Consider the following 16,965-nt stretch of genomic DNA (forward strand, 5'->3'; position numbering starts at 1 on the left):
CATCTCGGTGACGCTTTTTTGTCATCGAGCCTTTTTACTCTAAAGCCAAATTAGTTAGAGTGAGTCTGTTATGATTAGTGCCGAACGCGTCGTGGAAAGCAACCTTCCACAATTAAAAAACTCCCCAAAACTTAAAAACATCGTCACAAGAGGGCTTGGGTACTTATTGCATGAACAAGAGTTCATCAGCTTTGCTGCCCAATACCCTCACTTACAAGGCATTGAATTTGTCGAGCAAGTTCTCGAAGAACTGGAGTTTAATAGTCGGTTTAACCCACAGCAGGTTGAAAATATTCCCACTGACGGAAAGCTAGTGATTGTATGCAACCACCCTATAGGCTCTCTCGACGCATTAGCACTAATCAGCCTATTATATAAAATACGAAAAGATATCAAAGTCGTAGCCAATCGTATGTTAATGGCTATCGAGCCTATGCATAATCTACTTTTACCCGTTGATAATTTATCTGGTAACAGTAAAAAACGTGAATTGGCCAACATACAGCAACACTTGAAATCAGAAGGAGCTTTGCTGATATTTCCTGCCGGTGAAGTATCTCGTCTCAGTCCTACAGGCATTAAAGATGGGCAATGGCACACAGGCTTTTTACGCTTTGCACTCAAAGCGCACGCCCCTATCTTACCCATCCAAATAATGGCAAAAAATAGTCCCCTCTTTTATGGGACATCACTCGTCTATAAACCTTTAGCTAGCTTACTTTTAGTCAAAGAAATGTTTAAACAGCGTCATAAGTCCCTAGAATTTGAAATCGGTTCGCCGATAGCCCCTTCCGCCTATCATTTAGAAAATGTTAGCGATAAAGTGGTCAGCGAGTTAATAAAAAAACAGCTTTATCGCCTTGGGAGTAAAAAACAGCTCCCCTTTAAAACCGAAAACCCTATTGCGCAACCTGAGTGCCGCAAAAGTCTTAAACAAGCTATCGCACAGACTGAGCTGCTTGGCCACACCCAAGACAATATGCTAATTCACCTTTATCGTTATAAAGGTAGTTCACCCATTTTTCGTGAATTAGGCCGCTTGAGAGAAGTCGCCTTTCGTGCCGTCGGTGAAGGAACAGGAAAACGGCGCGATATTGATAAATACGATATGAGCTACCAGCACTTAGTGTTGTGGGATGCTGACCAACTTGAAATTGTCGGAGCCTATCGTTTAGCTGACGCAAATAACATCATTCAGCAATCCGGTCATGCCGGTTTATATACAGACTCATTATTTCATTACCAACCTAACATTGAACCCTATTTTGAGCAGGGTTTAGAACTCGGACGCAGCTTTGTTCAACCTAAATACTGGGGTAAACGCAGCTTAGATTATTTGTGGTATGGCATTGGCGCTTTTATTACCCGCTACCCACAGTTTCGCTATTTATTTGGTCCAGTCAGTATTTCAAACAGCCTGCCAAAGAAAGCGCAAAACCTGTTAGTGCATTATTATCAGCACTATTTTTCCAGCCAAGTAATGTTGGCTCAACCTAAATGCCAACTCCAATTAACAAGTTCAGAGCAAACCGAGTTCAAAACCGTATTTGTTGGAAATGATGCTAAAGCGGATTTTGTTACGCTCAAACATCAACTCGCAAATATGGGAGTACAAGTCCCTACTCTATTGAAGCAATATGCCGATTTGTGCGACGCCAAAGGCGTTCAGTTTTTGAGCTTTAGTGTTGACCCTGATTTCAATTACTGCATTGATGGACTAGTGATGGTTGACTTAACCAAACTCAAAGAACAAAAAATAAAACGCTATTTAAACGTTCATCAACAATGATCGCTTCCTAAAAAGGCATCTATCGATTAATGCCAGTCAGTTAAGCTGACTGGCATTTTTCTTTTTATTAGGATACTTCGATGGCTTCGGTTTTATGCACCGTGGGTATCGCCTATCTTCCCTCCTTGCGGGCAATCTGAATAGGGCGAGAGTTTTAAGTAAATGTTCCCAATGCATGGGAATATTCCCAGGGCTCATAATTGATATTGAGGAGAAGTATTGGATTACTGCCATAGAGCAGCTCGAAAAACTCAGCTCGTTAGGCCATAACCCTTGAGGCGTTGCAGCCATCGTCATCAGCCGTCGAATTAAATTGTACGCTAAAAGTACGCCCCATATTTCTTGTCTAACCATGTCAGGGCGTTTACTTCTCAAGTGGTATGAACTATCTAGCATCGTTTGTTTTATTTCTCGATAACCAAGTTCGATTTCCCATCTATGGCAATATAAATCTACGATTTCACTATTTGGGAAACGCAACCTATCTGTCATAGAGGTTAATATTCGATAGGTCTTACCCTTGATAGTTTTACTCACTAGTCTCGCTTCAATAACCTCTGGCACATCCGAGAAATTCTTTTGGGCATGCTTAGTGGTTTGAAGCGAAATAAGTTGGTCGTTTTTACCAACAGTTGAGATAACCTCATATTGTAAATCTGACCGTGCGGGAATCAACCAGTGTCTTTCTTCACCAGCCTGGTGCCATCGGTTTAACAGGCCAAGCGAATAATACCCCTTATCGAACATCGTTACTGAGTGGTTTGGCGTTCTATCGATTAGGCGCTCTGCAAGCTTCATTTCATTGGTTTTATAATTATCAAATTCACTCGTAATAAGCTGATGGCTGGTAAGTTCCATATGACAAACCATTCGAATTTGTGGAAAGCCCGTGTCACCATATTGATTGTTGGCTGATGAAAAAGCCTCTCGGTTTTCTGGTGAGTCATGTGTTCGCCAAACAACGCCATCAACAGCCAATAAATTCAAGCCACACCACGTTTCAAACTCTTCCTCATGGTACATAGCTTTGGCAGCTTTATTAAATACTTGTTTAACCGATTCTTCACCTAACCGCTGACGCGCCTGAACCATCGCGCTAGGTGCAACTAACTGATTTTTTCCTGGTAGCATAATGTCTAATTTAGTTGCTATATTCCAGACAGATTCTTTACGAAACAATGCCATACCAATGACTGACCACAGCACAGCTTCTAATGGCAACCGACGCTTTCTAAGTGTAGCTATGCCTGCTTGTTGGAAGCCTTGCTCGATTATTTCTGGCGATAGTATTTCATTTAGTTTTTCAAATGTATGGTAGCGAGTGCTTTCTTCAAAAGTTGTATGCAGAGCTTGTTCTATATTCACAAAAAAATCCGTAATCAGTTACCTGATTACGGATTTTGCATGATCATTTTGATCGGTCAACCGATCTGTTACTTAACTGATCGGCATTAATCTATCGATGCCTTTTTTATTGTCTAATGTAAGCGCGAAGATTGATAGCTAGTTAAGCTTTACCAATAAACACTCGATGCAAAAACTGTTGATAGATATCGGTTAATTTCACCAGTTCATGAACTGCTACGCGTTCATTAACCTGATGGATAGAAAAGTTTCGTAACCCAAATTCAAAAACCTGTGTATCAGGATCAGTAAAAAATCGCCCATCAGATGTTCCTCCAGACGTGCTTAATGCCGGAAACAGCCCTGTTGACTGATTTACACATCCTTCAAGTACCGTTAAATAGTCAATCATGACATCATCTGAACGACCCGTGTAATAAGGTTCACATGGTCTTTGCCAAGTCAGTTGATAGTTTAAATTAAACGCTCCGATTGCTTGGTTAATCAACCAGTGGATCTCTTCACTTTGATAAGCATGGCTATAGCGTACATTAAAACTCAACTCAGCTACCGCAGGGACTAAATTATCCAGCGCATTTGGCACTGATAAGTCCGTGATCTGTAGTGACGTTTTCGATCCTTCAATATCTTTGCACCAAGTCAAATCGAGTAACCTCGTAATCAAGGGGCTCATCAAATGAATTGCATTACGTGTATTTTCTGGGTAAGCGACATGCCCAGCCTGTCCAAGTACAGTTAACTTACCCGATAATGCCCCTCGTCGCCCATTCTTAATGGTGTCACCAATCTGGTTAATACATGTTGGCTCACCCACTAAACAGGCATTGAGTTTAATTTTGCGCTTTTTGAGTTCTTCTACCAGCAACTTCGTGCCAAATTCCGCCTCCCCCTCTTCGTCAGAGGTCAATAACCAATAAAAGGTGCCACAGCACTGTTCAGGGCTGGCCAACAATAACTCCGTCGCATTCAGCATGGCGGCTATCGCACCTTTCATATCAGCCGCGCCACGACCATATATATGATTATCTATAATTTCACCAGAAAACGGATCGCACTGCCAGCCATTATTTTTAGCTGGCACCACGTCAATATGGCCACAAAAAGCGATATTCGGACCTGGCGAAAAACAATAACTCGCTAACAAATTTGTGACACCCTGGCTTTTGAATATTTCAACCTTAAACCCGACACGATTTAATTGCCTTGCCATCCATTGCAACGCCCCTGCTTCATCTGGGGTCACTGACTTAAATTGGATCAAACTCTGCAGATAAGCGGCAACCTCAATGGCTGTGTGTGTTTTTTGTTTCGCAAAGGCCATGCTCTTTCCAATAATTACTCGAACTAAACCCCATTTAAACCAACAAAGATGTCAAATACATGTCAGTTGAATAACGTTTTACTTAAATTTAACACCTCAAATTGTAAAAAAATGAAAGCCTAAAAGCTTAAAAACTTAATCTAAATCAAGCTTTTTTCACAAGTCCATTTAGACACTTTCAGAACTTGATCTAGGACAGGTTTTTAAAATTTTATCTCGCCATAATAACCCCATAGCAACAGCAAACAGACAAAAAGACTTAAAATCGGGAGATTGAAAATGAGCAATTTATTAAAAAGTGCATTATTAACAGCAGGTTTGATTACAGCACCTTTTGCAAACGCAAATTTAAGCGTTAACATTGGCGCAATTCACGTCAATCCAGATAGCAGCTCTTCAGCTATCAATGAAGCGCCTGCGCTTGGCTTAGGTGTAGACTCAAATACGCAGTTGGGTATCACTTTTGACTACGCACTGAATGACAATTGGGTCGTAGAATTAGTGGCTGCGACGCCATTTAGTCATGACATTACTGGGGAAGATGGCTTAGCTGGCGCCGGAATTGGTAAAACTAAACATTTACCGCCAACGCTTTTAGCGCAATACCATTTTGGCGATGCAAACGCAGCATTTCGTCCATTCATCGGCGCAGGCTTAAATTACACCATTTTCTTCGATGAGCAAGCCGGCGCAGACTTAAAAGCAACCCTTGGCACGAACGATGTAGAAATTAAATTAGATGATTCATTTGGTTTAGCAGCGCAAGCAGGCTTTAACTACAGCTTAAATGAATCATGGGGTGTGCATACAATGGTGTCATTAATTGATATCGATACTGATGCAACTGTGTATGCTGATGGTAAAAAAGCACTCACTTCAACGGTAAATATTGATCCTGTTGTATTCATGTTAGGCTTAAAATATAAATTCTAATCACTGACGAGTGATTAGAATAAACATAACAAACCCCATTTATTGGGGTTTGTTATTTTGCTTTTTCTGCTCCAGCATTTCTTTCCAATGAATGATTTCAGCCGGTAGAATCGGCGCAACACCGTCAAATTCGGCTACTTCAAGCATTTCTTCAATACTGACTAAACCGCTGCGTTTTTTAAACACCCCCCGTACATATGCAATGGCATGCAAACCACGGTCAGATTCAAAACGCTGTTCGATATAAAAATATTTATGATCCCAACCCACTAGTCGCGTATTAATTGTAAACTTCTGCATAGGTTTAATATCACGAATATACGTAATGGCCGTTGCGTTTACTATTGGAAACCATCTACGTTTCAACATTTTACCTAATAACCCAAATCGCTCTGTCATCCAAGTTCGAGCTATATCCATCAAGGCCAAATAACGCGAGTTTGTCAAATGCAGATTAATATCGCAATCGGTCGGTAACGCCGTAAATTGAAGACTGACTTCATCAAGCAAGGGTTGATATTGCTTATTTCGCTTAATCCGAAAAAATAAAATCAATAATCTAAAATATAAGTTCATTTAAGGTTCACAGGTCTTACCAGAAAAAGTTATTTTCAGTGCAAATGCTTTTTTTTACAAGTTATTCTGCTTTTTTGCACTCTAGCAAGAAGCACATATACTTTAAAATTCAATACTAAACAGAGTAACCTAATAATGAAACCGCTATTAATTCTAGTCTTAGCACTCCTAATTTATTGCCCTGCAAGCTTTGCTGACTTTGACTTGGAAGGGAAAGGCGAACTCATCTATCCCACTGGAATGGTTAAGCCGTTTGAATTTGGATTTGGTTGGGATGAAACACAAAAAAAAATTCGGATTGGAAAAAAGCAATATGACTTAAACGAACTGCCTGAATCCTACTCCATTGCTATCGCGATGAGTAAAGATGAAAAAAATGTTTGGGTGCAAGAGTTTGCAAAGGGCTATTTTGAGCAATTTAACTGGCAAATTGGCTCACATACAATTTCATTGCGTAAGCAGTCTTTTGCTCAAGCTGTAAAAGGGGATTATGTTTTAACAATTGACGGAACCGATTACTTTTTTGCATCGCGCACTGTCAGTTTGACAATCAAATTTACTCAAGACGGTATTGAGTCGGTAAGCGCTAGTGGCGTAACAAAAGATATGGGCAATAAATAACGCGACTGATATCACAATCGCGTTACTGTTTGTCTATTTTTAAACTTTGATGGTTTTACGGTTGATCCCGTACTCACGAAGTTTATTCGCAACCGCGGTATGACTTAACCCTAAACGTTTTGCCAACTGACGTGAACTTGGGTAAGCAGGATAAAGCTTACGTAATAAAGTCGATTCAAACCGTTTAACCGCTTGATCAAGTGAACCTTCAAAATCAGACTCTAAATACCCCAAATCATTAGTAAAGCTCGGCAATTGTAAGTGCTCAGCGCTGAGCTTTTCATCATCCAATAATGAGACTGCTCGATAGATTGCATTTTCGAGCTGACGCACATTACCAGGCCAAGGATATTGCTGTAAAAACTCAAGACAACCTTGCTCTAAGCTCGGTGCTGACTTGCCAACTTGATGCGCATATTTCTGTAAAAAATGCTCCGTTAATGGGCCAATGTCTGCACTGCGATCGCGTAAAGGCGCGATATCTAAATTCAGTACATTAATACGATAATAGAGATCCTCTCGGAATGAGCCCTCTTGCACCATACCGGGCAGATCTTTTTGCGTTGAAGCAATGATGCGCACATTTACTTTCACTTCATTTTCACTGCCAACACGACGGAACGTACCATCTTGTAAAAAACGCAGTAATTTTGTTTGTAACCGGGCAGACATTTCGCCCACTTCATCGAAAAAGACAGTCCCGCCATCGGCTTGCTCTAAAATTCCTCGGCTAGGTGTCGACCCATCGTCATAACCTGCAAAACCAAATAACTCAGTCTCTGCAACATCATCAGGTAAAGATGCACACGATAAAGCTAAAAAAGGTTTCATTGAACGATGAGACGCATAATGACAAGAACGTGCCAGTAATTCTTTTCCTGTCCCTGTTTCACCCGTCACTAAAATTGGCGCTTCGAGTTGCGCCATTTTTCGTGCTTCACGTACCACTCGGCGCATCGCTGTGCTTGAGGTCTGAATACTCGAAAAGCTTTCTTGCCCGTAACGGCGAAATGCGCTGACTTGCTGTCCTAAACGGCTTTGCGATTTAATATTAATCACAGCCCCCGCCAAAATCTGCTCACTTTGGCTTTCTGGAACTGAAATCGGCAGAATATCTGCGATAAAGTCCTCACCATCCACCTCAACTCGAGTCGTTTGACCTAGGACCTCTTTGCCTTCTAACCAGCGATTAAAGTTAAATCCTTTCAATAACGAATTAATGCTGACTCCAACAATATCTGCTTGTGATACATTTAAATCACGACAAGCGGCATCATTGCATAATCGCACCATTCCTTTTGCATCAATTGAAATTATCCCGTCAGGTAAGGCACTTAGTAATGTATTGAGCTCATTATGTTCTCGCTCCGAAGGCATAAATGCGGTTGTTCTTACATCCGTTACTCCTTCGATTAAACGAATGGAAGGCATAATTTTTTGAAATTGCTCAAATTCAATTGGCGGAAATGATACATACATCCGACAGTGTTTAGCATCAACTTCGATCCCTTTCAGGTCGACCTGATAACTCACTAAAATATTAAGAATTTCCTGCGCAATACCAATACGATCAGCACAATGGATCTCTAAGCGCATTAAAACCTCAAGTTAAGCAGTATTAGATGAGTGAATCATACTAGAAAGAAGCAGAAAAAGAATAGCGGTTTGTAAACAATATTGAACAAAAATCACATACCCTATAACTTTATGAGACCAAATACACCATTATGGTCAGGCAAGTTCTGCGCCCCTTGTTCATTAGAGTGAATTCAACTAGTAGTGAGCCAATATGAAATTTTATTTCCTGGGGTGTGACACGCTTTAATCCCCTGATAAAGCATGCAATAATCGGCGCAATAATAATAAGGGATAAGCAGTATGTTCAACCGAAAAAAAATATTAGTCACTGGTGGAGCCGGTTTTTTAGGTTCTCATTTATGTCGGAAGTTGTTAACACAAGGACATGAAGTTATTTGTGTCGATAATTTTTTTACTGGTAACAAAGATAATATCCTCGATTTACTCGATAACCCGCGTTTTGAGCTGATACGCCATGATGTGACTTTCCCATTATTTGTTGAAGTCGACGAAATTTACAATCTTGCTTGTCCTGCATCGCCGGTTCATTACCAACACGATCCCGTGCAAACAACGAAGACCAGCGTTCATGGCGCAATTAATATGCTAGGTTTAGCAAAACGAACAGGCGCTAAAATTTTCCAAGCATCGACTAGCGAAGTCTACGGTGATCCGATTGTTCACCCGCAAGTCGAATCTTACTGGGGAAATGTCAATCCTATCGGCGAGCGCTCTTGTTACGATGAAGGCAAACGCTGTGCAGAAACTCTCTTCTTCGATTATAGAAAACAGCACAACCTAAAAATTAAAGTCGCCCGTATTTTTAATACATACGGTCCAAATATGCACCCAAATGATGGCCGTGTTGTCTCTAACTTTATAATGCAAGCTTTACAAAACCAAGACATCACTTTGTACGGTAATGGTGAACAAACACGTTCTTTTTGTTATGTCGATGACTTAATCAACGCCTTTATTTCATTCATGGACACCGATGATTCCGTGACCGGCCCTATCAACCTTGGTAACCCCACTGAGTTCACAATTAAAGAACTGGCCGAAAAAGTGATACTACTGACAGGGTCAACATCTAAATTAACATTCCAACCACTGCCAAATGATGACCCTAAACAACGTAGACCTGATATTTCGTTAGCCAAAAAGCACTTAAATTGGCAACCTGCCATCGCCTTAGAGCAAGGATTAGAAAAGACAATTGGTTACTTTAGCGCGCTCATCAATGAATCAAACAATTAAACCTAAACAAGGTCTACAGTGCTCGAAACAACTTTAACTCTGCTAGCATGGGTGATTGCTTGTATCGCCCTTTTGCCAATTGGCTATACTTTTTTTCTCACGCTTGCTGGCTGTACGCAACGACCCAAGGCACCTGATGCCGCTGAAAAGCTAAAGCTAGCCATTATTATCCCGGCTCATGACGAAGCCTTATTGATTCAAGATACAATCAAGCATGCGCTCGCGCAGGATTACCCAGCGGAGCACTTTGGCGTGTTTGTAATTGCGGATAATTGCACTGACGATACAGCAGATTTAGCCTTGAAAGCTGGGGCACATGTCTGGGCTCGAAGCGATAATCCGGGCAAAGGTCAAGCGTTGGAATACGCGTTTGAGACCTTACTTAAAGGTGACTGGCAAGGTTTTTTAGTGATCGATGCTGATTCACATTTAAGCCCTAATGCACTAGCTGCTTTAAATAATGAATTTGCATCCGGTGCACCTGCATTACAGTTATTTGATACGATTAATAACCCAAATGAGAGTATGCGTACGCTCGCCATGCAGCTAGGCATGGCGTCATTTAATGGTTTGCGCCCATGTGGCCGAACAGCCCTTGGCTTTTCTGCTGGCTTATTTGGAAATGGCTTTGCCTTATCTCGTGAAACGATTGAAAACTGTCCATATAAAGCGCATTCGATTGTGGAAGATCTCGAATATCATATGCTGCTTTTAAAAAATCAGTACCGCGTAAAACTAGTTGAATATGCCCGTGCCGCTGCACAAATGCCTAAAACAGCCGATGCATCCTCTTCACAACGCCAACGCTGGGAGTTAGGTCGGATTGCGATGATCAAACACTATGCACGGGATTTATTCATTCAAACGCTAAAAGGGAATAAATGGGCATGTGAGGCCTTTATAGATATTATAATGCCGCCCGCAAGTTTAATGGTGATTTTAGCCGTTATCCCTTTAATCATAGGGGGGGGAGCTGTGCAGTGGTTTAGCGTGATACTCATTATGATGTTATTGATCCACTATTTTATTGCGAGTATTCGGTTTGGCAGTATGATTGGTTTTTGTAAGGTTGCATGTTATGTACCTTGGTACATAATTTGGAAAACTTGGCTAGTATTAAGGACAATCAGCAAAGGAAAAAACCTTCCTTGGGTCAGAACAACTCGTCACAAATAAGGGACATGATAAGTGAACGCTCGAAAACTGCTCTGTATCTTAACCAGCATTGCACCTATCAGTGTAATGGCAGATCCTCCAGCTTATGGACAGTGGAAGTATATTCCAGAAGTTTCTGATGAGTTTTCATCACAAAGTCTCGACACAGAAAAATGGCAAGACTATCACCCGCATTGGCCTGGTCGGCCGCCTGGAGTGTTTAAATCTGAGAACGTCAGCATTCGCAATAAACAACTTATTTTAGCTGTCAAAGACGAAAGTACGGCTGATCAAAAGGTTATCAGCACGTCCGTTATCAGGGCTCGAAATAAAATCAAATATGGCTATTTTGAAATTAAAGCCAAAGCGAATCGCTCTCGTGCCTCGAGCGCATTTTTTTTATACAACTGGGCACCGAATGCAACCTATGAAATTGATATTGTCGAAATTGGGGGCGCCTCAGATGGAAAGGAAAAAAACCATCATTCCAACGCCCATATCTATTACGGAGATCCAAGCTTAGAAAACAATAATAACCGAATTTCAGATTCACACACCTATGTAAATAACACACCTTTAGCAGACAACTACCACTTATATGCCGTCGATTGGGACGATAAAGAAATTCGTTGGTACTTTGATAATCAACTCATCAGGCGCAAACAAAATATTCATTGGCACACTCCCATGCAAATCAATATTGATACAGAAACGTTTCCAAGCTGGTTAGGTATGCCGCAAGCCGAAAATTTACCGGCTGAATTTATTGTTGAGTATATTCGAGTTTGGCAACGAACCGATATTAGTTACCAACCTTAGCTGTATTTAATTGATAAACTTGTTCTAATAAACACATTACATTGTGAGCATTATTTGCCCATGTAAATTGCTCATGCACCCTATTTCGCGCATTTTGGCCGAGTTCATGTCGTAATTGTGGTGATATTATGAGCGCTTTTAACTGTGCTTGAAATTGTTCATTCACACCTCGTTGATACACTAAACCTTCGCGATCTGGGCGCATAATATCCACAACGGCAGGAGTATAAACAGAGACCGTAGGCTTAGCCATTGCCATGTATTCAAATAGCTTTAATGGTGAGCAATAATCTTCCGTATTAGGCAGCGTCGCAATATCCATTTTATCAATATACTGCGGGACGGTCTCTTTTTCGACATAACCTGTGATCGTAACATGCTGAGCGATACTCGGCTCTTTTAAAGGTGCTAACAAATAACGAGATTCAGGCTTGGCAAAGCCCACTAACAACAAATGAACGTCATACCCCTCGTTTAAGAGTGCAATAAAAGCATCAATTAAAACATCTAAACCATGCCAAGGAGCAAAGCTGCCAACAAAACCAATCGTAACGGGTCCTTTATTTATCTGACCACCAAAGCCTAATGAGTGATTGCTCGGTTTGAACAATGTGACATCAACCCCATTCGCGATTGTTTGATGTGGTTTAGCAAGATCGTTTGCGACTGCATCCTCAATTATGGTATCTGTCACACCAAAGGCGCCATCAGCTAATGAAAAAGCATGCTGATTCGAGTATAGATGTTGAAAAAAGGATAAACGTCGATATCCAGAGCAAAGACTCTCAGTCGAAGGAGAGTTTAACTCCAGCACCACAGGGATGTTCATCCAACGACATGCCCAAACAATTGATAAAGTATTCGAACCGTAGCGGGTTAAAACAATCTCAGGCTGCTCTTTTTTTAGTAAACGAATTTCAACGAACATCCGACGAATATTGATGAGTAAATCTTTCAAATCTCGAAGGTAAAACTGAGATAAGCTTAACTTCAACTTATCCATTAAGGTCGGCGTAAAAGAATCTTCATCTTCAGGCAAGATTTGTTCTGGGCAAATAACTTTAAACTCGATCCCTCGCTCTGCACACAACAAACCAAAATGGTGATTAAAAGCTTGCGTGTGGGTATTGGAACCATCGCTTTTGAATTTTTGATAATGAATGTACAGGCATTTACTAAATATTGAGGAGTTCATTAATTATTCTCTAAGCAACGATGATTTAATCGATTGGATGAATTGAATTTTTGTTGTAAACCTGAATCAACTTAGCGCGAGTCAGCATGCCCTTGTAATTATGGAGGTTAACTAGCACACGCGTCCAGCCTTGGGGCTGTATTTCAACTTTACTTAAATAGATAGTTTGATCAACTACAATGTTATTCACATCATCTCTGATACCCGACTGAACTTGAATATCAACCCAAGTTTTGTTCACTAAAATACTGCGATCATCATAAATATATAGTACCAAACCATTCGGTGGCTCTTGTTCCCAGCTATGAATAAATAACGTATTGGCCAGCATGTTTTCAGTATCATTAAACCCTCTAGGCCAGTAGATATACTTAGGATCATACTCGGCAGCTAAATTCTCAAATGGCGTCGGTGTATAATTATCTGGAAAGACCCTTAAATACTCTTGCCGTGTTGTAGCTTGTGCATTAAACATAATCAACACCCCCACATACATCAGCACTATTTGAATTTTCATACTTTGTCTCTTAATAGCCGATGAGCACTATACTTAGATATAAAATTAACCATAACTGAAGGTAAACGATGACTAAAGCGTTGTAATACCTGACTGGGCATCGAGCCAACAATTGATGCTGGTAACCATAAAATAGCAACAAGATAAACCAATGCACATTGAACAATAAACATCACTAAAAACAACTCAGCAGCACCACTAAAAAAATGTTCAATCAACGAATTAAATAACACGCCAAAGAAAATTATAACCATAGCAAGAAGAAACCCTGGTTTTTGTGCTTTAAAAAATAAACGCCATTCACAATCAACAAGCTTTAAGACCAATTGATTCAGTGATACATATAAATATAACGAGGCGACCACCACCACCCATGCAATTGCTTCGACACCAAAAGAAACCAAAGAAACACACCCCAATAACAACACGACTAAATAAATACACTGTTGTTTTAACTCTTTATAAACCAGCCCTACTGCTTGAATTACTGAGCCAGCCAAGTTAAATACTGTTTTAAATAGGCCTGCAATACACAAAATTTGAAAAGTGATAATAATGCTTTGCCAATTGTCACCAAATAATCCAACTATCAACCACTTAGCACCAATGAAAAAACCAGCCAAAATCGGAAAAATCACTAACGATGTCAGCTCAACCACAGCTAAGTAATTTCGTTTTAACAATGGCTTATTCGTTTGTATTTGTGCATAAGATGAAAACATCACACTCGATATTGAAGTAGCTAATTTCGTTATTGGCAATGTCATCAATTGACTGGCTCGGCTGTACAAACCAAGCGAATTAGGACCTAGGTACTTACCAATAAACAAGGTGTCAACATTCGCAGCTAAATAATTAACCGCACCATTTAAACTCTGTCCGGTCCCAAAATACATAAGCTTTTTAGCGGTTGTGATATCAAAACTGAAGCTAAGCACCGCCCGATTTGCGACTACCAGCAATACAGCCATTATCACACTTTGAGCAAGCGCCCCATACACTAACGACATCACCCCTAATTCATACAAGATGCAGGTGATCGTTATTAGAACATAACCAAAAATATACCCAGTAAAATCAACTATAAAAATAGACTTGAAATCGAGTCGCCTAATTAACAACCCTCGATAAACCGCACTAAAAGCACTGAGCCATAATGTGATAGATAAAATGTAAATCATCTTTTCAAGGGCTGGTTGCGCAAAATACAGCGCGACAAGGGGAGCACTTAAACAGACCGCGGCAGTCACCACACTTCCTATTAACACAGACAACGCTTGAGCCACTGAGGTATCTTGAGCTGTGAGCTGCTTACGTTGAATAATCGCAGGCCCCATCCCTAGCGTGCCCAGTAAATCCCCAAACCCAATAACAAATAATGCCAAGGCCATCAAACCAAAATCTGCAGGCGGGAGAAAGCGTGCTAACAGCGCAATCACAAATATCGACGAGAAGGTTTGAAACAATACTCTCAGGCTATTCCAACTAAGGCCCCTGACCGTATCATCAGTGTGGGACTTATCACTTATCATCATTGGCCTTCACGTTGATTATGGCGTTTATCAGTATTTTTAAATGTAAGGCCAACAAGCATGCCTAATATTGCCCAAATAGCATTGTTCATATAGGGATCATCTAGATTCGCAAGATTATGAATAAGCCAAGTTAAAATCCCGGTTGATAAACCGAGCAAAATTGCCTCATTAATACCCGTTTGTCGATAAAAGGCCTGTAAAGCACGATACAAAATAAAACCAACTAAAGATACGAAAACAATCAGTGCTGGCAGGCCCGACTCGGCCGCCATCAACAAATATGTATTATGAACAGGATATGGATAATACTTAGAGACGTATTCATTGGTATTATCATAATCTTGCATACGAGCGGCATACACATTTAGACCGACACCGAGTACAGGGTTGTCAACTATCATATTTTCTGCAATTTGCATCAAGGGGATCCGTAAATCTGCGGTACCGTAATCCTCGCCAAACACGCGTGTTCTAAATGTTTCAGACGCACTAAGTAAGATAGTGGCTGCAGTGACAGACACTAGTACAATACTTAATACTATTTTGATGATATTAACGCCTCGTTTATGCATCAACAGAGAAAGCGCAAACGTCATTGAGCAAGCTAATGCAATCCAGCCCCCTCGCGAAGAGGTCCAAAGCTCAGCCAAAATAGCCAAGAATAAACTAATCATAAAAAAAACACGCCACTGTGTTTTTTTCTCACGCAAAAGCATAAATACAGCAACTGGAATGAATAAATTTAAAAACATCGCAAGGTTATTCGGATGCGACAAAGAGCCCGCGACTCGCTCAACCTCTTGATTACCAATTAATGAAACAATCGCGATTTGTTTACCGATTAATTCCTGAGTGAAAATAGCCCCAACAAACTTTTGCTCTAAAACAATCACTCCTTGTATTAGTAAAATCAAACCAAAAATTCGCCCTAACACTTTCAATGTTTCTTCATCTTTATAATTATTCATAAAATAGATGAAAATAATAAAAGCCTTAACAATCCAAAAAAGTGCACTGATACTAAAAAAGGGGAAAGGTGAAATAAGTGATGACAGTAAGTTAAAGAAAAAGATCAAAATAAAGAACCAAATAAACACGTTGGGCATTTTTATATTAACAGCGTCTATCTTATTTCGATTTGATAACCAGATAAAAAACAGTGGGTAAAAAAAGATATCAAATAACGTCACTGTCAGGCCATTGGCCGACACATAAAATGGCGCATAATCCCGATAAAAAAAGTTAATATCGAAGAAAATTGGCAAGCTCAAAAAAGCACCGACAAGTAGGGTCAGTTTGAGTTTGTTGGAAAAGACAGTAAGAAAGAGTAAAGAAGTCACCCCAATTGTTAGCCCAAGGATAACCAAGGTCCAACGAGCTGACACATTACTCATAGAAATAACAAAAAAAGCGCCCACAAATGAGCTGAATAAAATAACGAGTAATAAATCTAATCGTAACTTAGGCCAATTCAGCATAATATCACAATGAAACCTATATAAATTTCATTAAGAATTTAGGGATCGGGAATGTCCTAAAATTCAAAATGGCTCCCAATATTGTCGCACCACAATCCTCTAGATCACTGATCAGAGCATTCAATGCAGGCAACCTAGTTTCGCCCGATTTAGTCACTAAAATAACACCATCTGATAAATGGAACAGCGATAAGAAACTCGGTACACGACTAAGCGGAGGCATATCAAAAACAACCCAGCGGTAATTATTTTTCACAATAAGCAATAAACCCGCAATAGTATTGAGCACGCCAGAAGACTGAATCTCTTTTTCATTAATATGAAAGGTTAAGTGAGTAAACGAATAATACGGTAGACCACGAATAAACTGCTCGGCAGAGACTTCTTTATTCATCACTTTGCAAAAATCTGGTGACGTCGCTTTTTTAGTCAACTTGATTGATAAAAAAATACACGCTTGCTCAATGTCGTATGAAGAGAGTAACCGAGTCGCATAATAACCAATTGTCGTCGAGCCTACTTTGTTATTAACGCCCACAAACATTAATGTTTGAGATTCTTCGTTAGCACTCGAAATAAGTCCTGATGTCACACGATTTAAAGAGCGTATCCATTGCGTATTTTCGATCGGCTTAAGGTTATCATTTGGTAACACAGATTTAAGTTTTTCTTCACCTTCATCATGGACTGGGGTCGAATCTGAAGAGTTCGCTTTTAACGGCTCCAAAACCCGTTCAGAAAGACTGACTTCTGGTTGTGTTGACTTATTATCGAGTTTACCAAGCTGAGGGTACAGTTTGTTTACAGTTTCGAATACATTAGCCAT

At 40.2% G+C, this 16,965-nt stretch carries 15 protein-coding genes; 6 read left to right on the top strand and 9 right to left on the bottom strand.

The window, feature by feature from the left end; all coding sequences use genetic code 11:
- Positions 1-70: 70 nt before the first annotated feature.
- On the top strand, positions 71-1,789 hold the full coding sequence (olsF, locus tag AC3KVK_RS11470; RefSeq protein WP_490312887.1) for a bifunctional ornithine lipid synthase OlsF: 1,719 nt from the start codon (positions 71-73) through the stop codon (positions 1,787-1,789).
- 36 nt (positions 1,790-1,825) lie between these two features.
- Here olsF and AC3KVK_RS11475 read toward each other — a convergent pair whose 3' ends face one another.
- Together AC3KVK_RS11475 and dapE are read right to left on the bottom strand one after the other, a co-directional pair.
- Positions 1,826-3,154 (bottom strand): IS4 family transposase, encoded by a 1,329-nt coding sequence (locus AC3KVK_RS11475; RefSeq protein WP_518526909.1) that lies wholly within the window; start codon positions 3,152-3,154, stop codon positions 1,826-1,828.
- Between the two features lie 142 nt (positions 3,155-3,296).
- Positions 3,297-4,475 (bottom strand): succinyl-diaminopimelate desuccinylase, encoded by a 1,179-nt coding sequence (dapE, locus tag AC3KVK_RS11480; RefSeq protein ID WP_490312892.1) that lies wholly within the window; start codon positions 4,473-4,475, stop codon positions 3,297-3,299.
- 279 nt (positions 4,476-4,754) lie between these two features.
- Here dapE and AC3KVK_RS11485 point away from each other — a divergent pair, with 279 nt between their 5' ends.
- Positions 4,755-5,408 (top strand): OmpW/AlkL family protein, encoded by a 654-nt coding sequence (locus AC3KVK_RS11485; protein WP_490312893.1) that lies wholly within the window; start codon positions 4,755-4,757, stop codon positions 5,406-5,408.
- A 39-nt stretch (positions 5,409-5,447) separates the two neighbouring features.
- Here AC3KVK_RS11485 and AC3KVK_RS11490 read toward each other — a convergent pair whose 3' ends face one another.
- The gene (locus tag AC3KVK_RS11490; RefSeq protein WP_490312894.1) at positions 5,448-5,984 is read right to left on the bottom strand and encodes a thioesterase family protein; all 537 of its coding nucleotides are present in this window, start codon (positions 5,982-5,984) and stop codon (positions 5,448-5,450) included.
- A 135-nt stretch (positions 5,985-6,119) separates the two neighbouring features.
- On the opposite strand from AC3KVK_RS11490, the gene AC3KVK_RS11495 reads away from it, so the two are divergent.
- Positions 6,120-6,605, top strand: coding sequence for a hypothetical protein (locus AC3KVK_RS11495; protein ID WP_490312895.1), 486 nt, complete (start codon positions 6,120-6,122; stop codon positions 6,603-6,605).
- Positions 6,606-6,644: 39 nt separating this feature from the next.
- Here AC3KVK_RS11495 and tyrR read toward each other — a convergent pair whose 3' ends face one another.
- Entirely contained in the window at positions 6,645-8,201 is a 1,557-nt protein-coding gene (tyrR, locus tag AC3KVK_RS11500) for a transcriptional regulator TyrR (RefSeq protein WP_490312896.1), read from the bottom strand.
- 282 nt (positions 8,202-8,483) lie between these two features.
- Here tyrR and AC3KVK_RS11505 point away from each other — a divergent pair, with 282 nt between their 5' ends.
- The 3 genes from AC3KVK_RS11505 to AC3KVK_RS11515 are packed head-to-tail and all read left to right on the top strand — an operon-like array spanning position 8,484 to position 11,414.
- Positions 8,484-9,440: a UDP-glucuronic acid decarboxylase family protein gene (locus AC3KVK_RS11505; RefSeq protein ID WP_490312897.1), complete on the top strand. Its 957-nt coding sequence runs from the start codon at positions 8,484-8,486 to the stop codon at positions 9,438-9,440.
- 18 nt (positions 9,441-9,458) lie between these two features.
- Positions 9,459-10,616, top strand: a complete 1,158-nt coding sequence (locus AC3KVK_RS11510; RefSeq protein ID WP_490312898.1) for a glycosyltransferase family 2 protein — start codon at positions 9,459-9,461, stop codon at positions 10,614-10,616.
- A 12-nt stretch (positions 10,617-10,628) separates the two neighbouring features.
- Positions 10,629-11,414, top strand: coding sequence for a family 16 glycosylhydrolase (locus AC3KVK_RS11515; RefSeq protein WP_490312899.1), 786 nt, complete (start codon positions 10,629-10,631; stop codon positions 11,412-11,414).
- Here the strand turns inward: AC3KVK_RS11515 and AC3KVK_RS11520 are convergent.
- From AC3KVK_RS11520 to AC3KVK_RS11540, 5 genes are read right to left on the bottom strand one after another with little or no spacing between them, the layout of a single operon-like run.
- Complete coding sequence (locus AC3KVK_RS11520) at positions 11,398-12,609, bottom strand: glycosyltransferase family 4 protein (RefSeq protein WP_490312900.1); 1,212 nt, start codon at positions 12,607-12,609, stop codon at positions 11,398-11,400. The genes AC3KVK_RS11515 and AC3KVK_RS11520 overlap by 17 nt on opposite strands.
- A gap of 25 nt (positions 12,610-12,634) precedes the next feature.
- Positions 12,635-13,126, bottom strand: coding sequence for a hypothetical protein (locus AC3KVK_RS11525; protein WP_490312901.1), 492 nt, complete (start codon positions 13,124-13,126; stop codon positions 12,635-12,637).
- Positions 13,123-14,661, bottom strand: coding sequence for a lipopolysaccharide biosynthesis protein (locus AC3KVK_RS11530; RefSeq protein WP_490312902.1), 1,539 nt, complete (start codon positions 14,659-14,661; stop codon positions 13,123-13,125). The genes AC3KVK_RS11525 and AC3KVK_RS11530 overlap by 4 nt, the downstream gene beginning before the upstream one ends.
- Positions 14,658-16,139 (bottom strand): O-antigen ligase family protein, encoded by a 1,482-nt coding sequence (locus AC3KVK_RS11535; RefSeq protein ID WP_490312903.1) that lies wholly within the window; start codon positions 16,137-16,139, stop codon positions 14,658-14,660. Before AC3KVK_RS11535 ends, AC3KVK_RS11530 begins: the two co-directional genes overlap by 4 nt.
- Before the next feature lie 16 nt (positions 16,140-16,155).
- A complete protein-coding gene (locus tag AC3KVK_RS11540) occupies positions 16,156-16,965 on the bottom strand; it encodes a P-loop NTPase family protein (RefSeq protein ID WP_490312904.1) in 810 nt (269 codons plus the stop codon).

Source organism: Pseudoalteromonas sp. J2K-J979, assembly GCF_058169715.2.

Coding starts and splice junctions, on each gene's coding strand:
- tyrR (WP_490312896.1), bottom strand. CDS start 8,201: ATGCGCTTAGAGATCCATTGTGCTGATCGTATTGGTATTGCGCAGGAA.
- AC3KVK_RS11495 (WP_490312895.1), top strand. CDS start 6,120: ATGAAACCGCTATTAATTCTAGTCTTAGCACTCCTAATTTATTGCCCT.
- AC3KVK_RS11520 (WP_490312900.1), bottom strand. CDS start 12,609: ATGAACTCCTCAATATTTAGTAAATGCCTGTACATTCATTATCAAAAA.
- AC3KVK_RS11525 (WP_490312901.1), bottom strand. CDS start 13,126: ATGAAAATTCAAATAGTGCTGATGTATGTGGGGGTGTTGATTATGTTT.
- AC3KVK_RS11530 (WP_490312902.1), bottom strand. CDS start 14,661: ATGATGATAAGTGATAAGTCCCACACTGATGATACGGTCAGGGGCCTT.
- olsF (WP_490312887.1), top strand. CDS start 71: ATGATTAGTGCCGAACGCGTCGTGGAAAGCAACCTTCCACAATTAAAA.
- AC3KVK_RS11485 (WP_490312893.1), top strand. CDS start 4,755: ATGAGCAATTTATTAAAAAGTGCATTATTAACAGCAGGTTTGATTACA.
- AC3KVK_RS11505 (WP_490312897.1), top strand. CDS start 8,484: ATGTTCAACCGAAAAAAAATATTAGTCACTGGTGGAGCCGGTTTTTTA.
- AC3KVK_RS11540 (WP_490312904.1), bottom strand. CDS start 16,965: ATGGCTAATGTATTCGAAACTGTAAACAAACTGTACCCTCAGCTTGGT.
- AC3KVK_RS11535 (WP_490312903.1), bottom strand. CDS start 16,139: ATGCTGAATTGGCCTAAGTTACGATTAGATTTATTACTCGTTATTTTA.
- AC3KVK_RS11490 (WP_490312894.1), bottom strand. CDS start 5,984: ATGAACTTATATTTTAGATTATTGATTTTATTTTTTCGGATTAAGCGA.
- dapE (WP_490312892.1), bottom strand. CDS start 4,475: ATGGCCTTTGCGAAACAAAAAACACACACAGCCATTGAGGTTGCCGCT.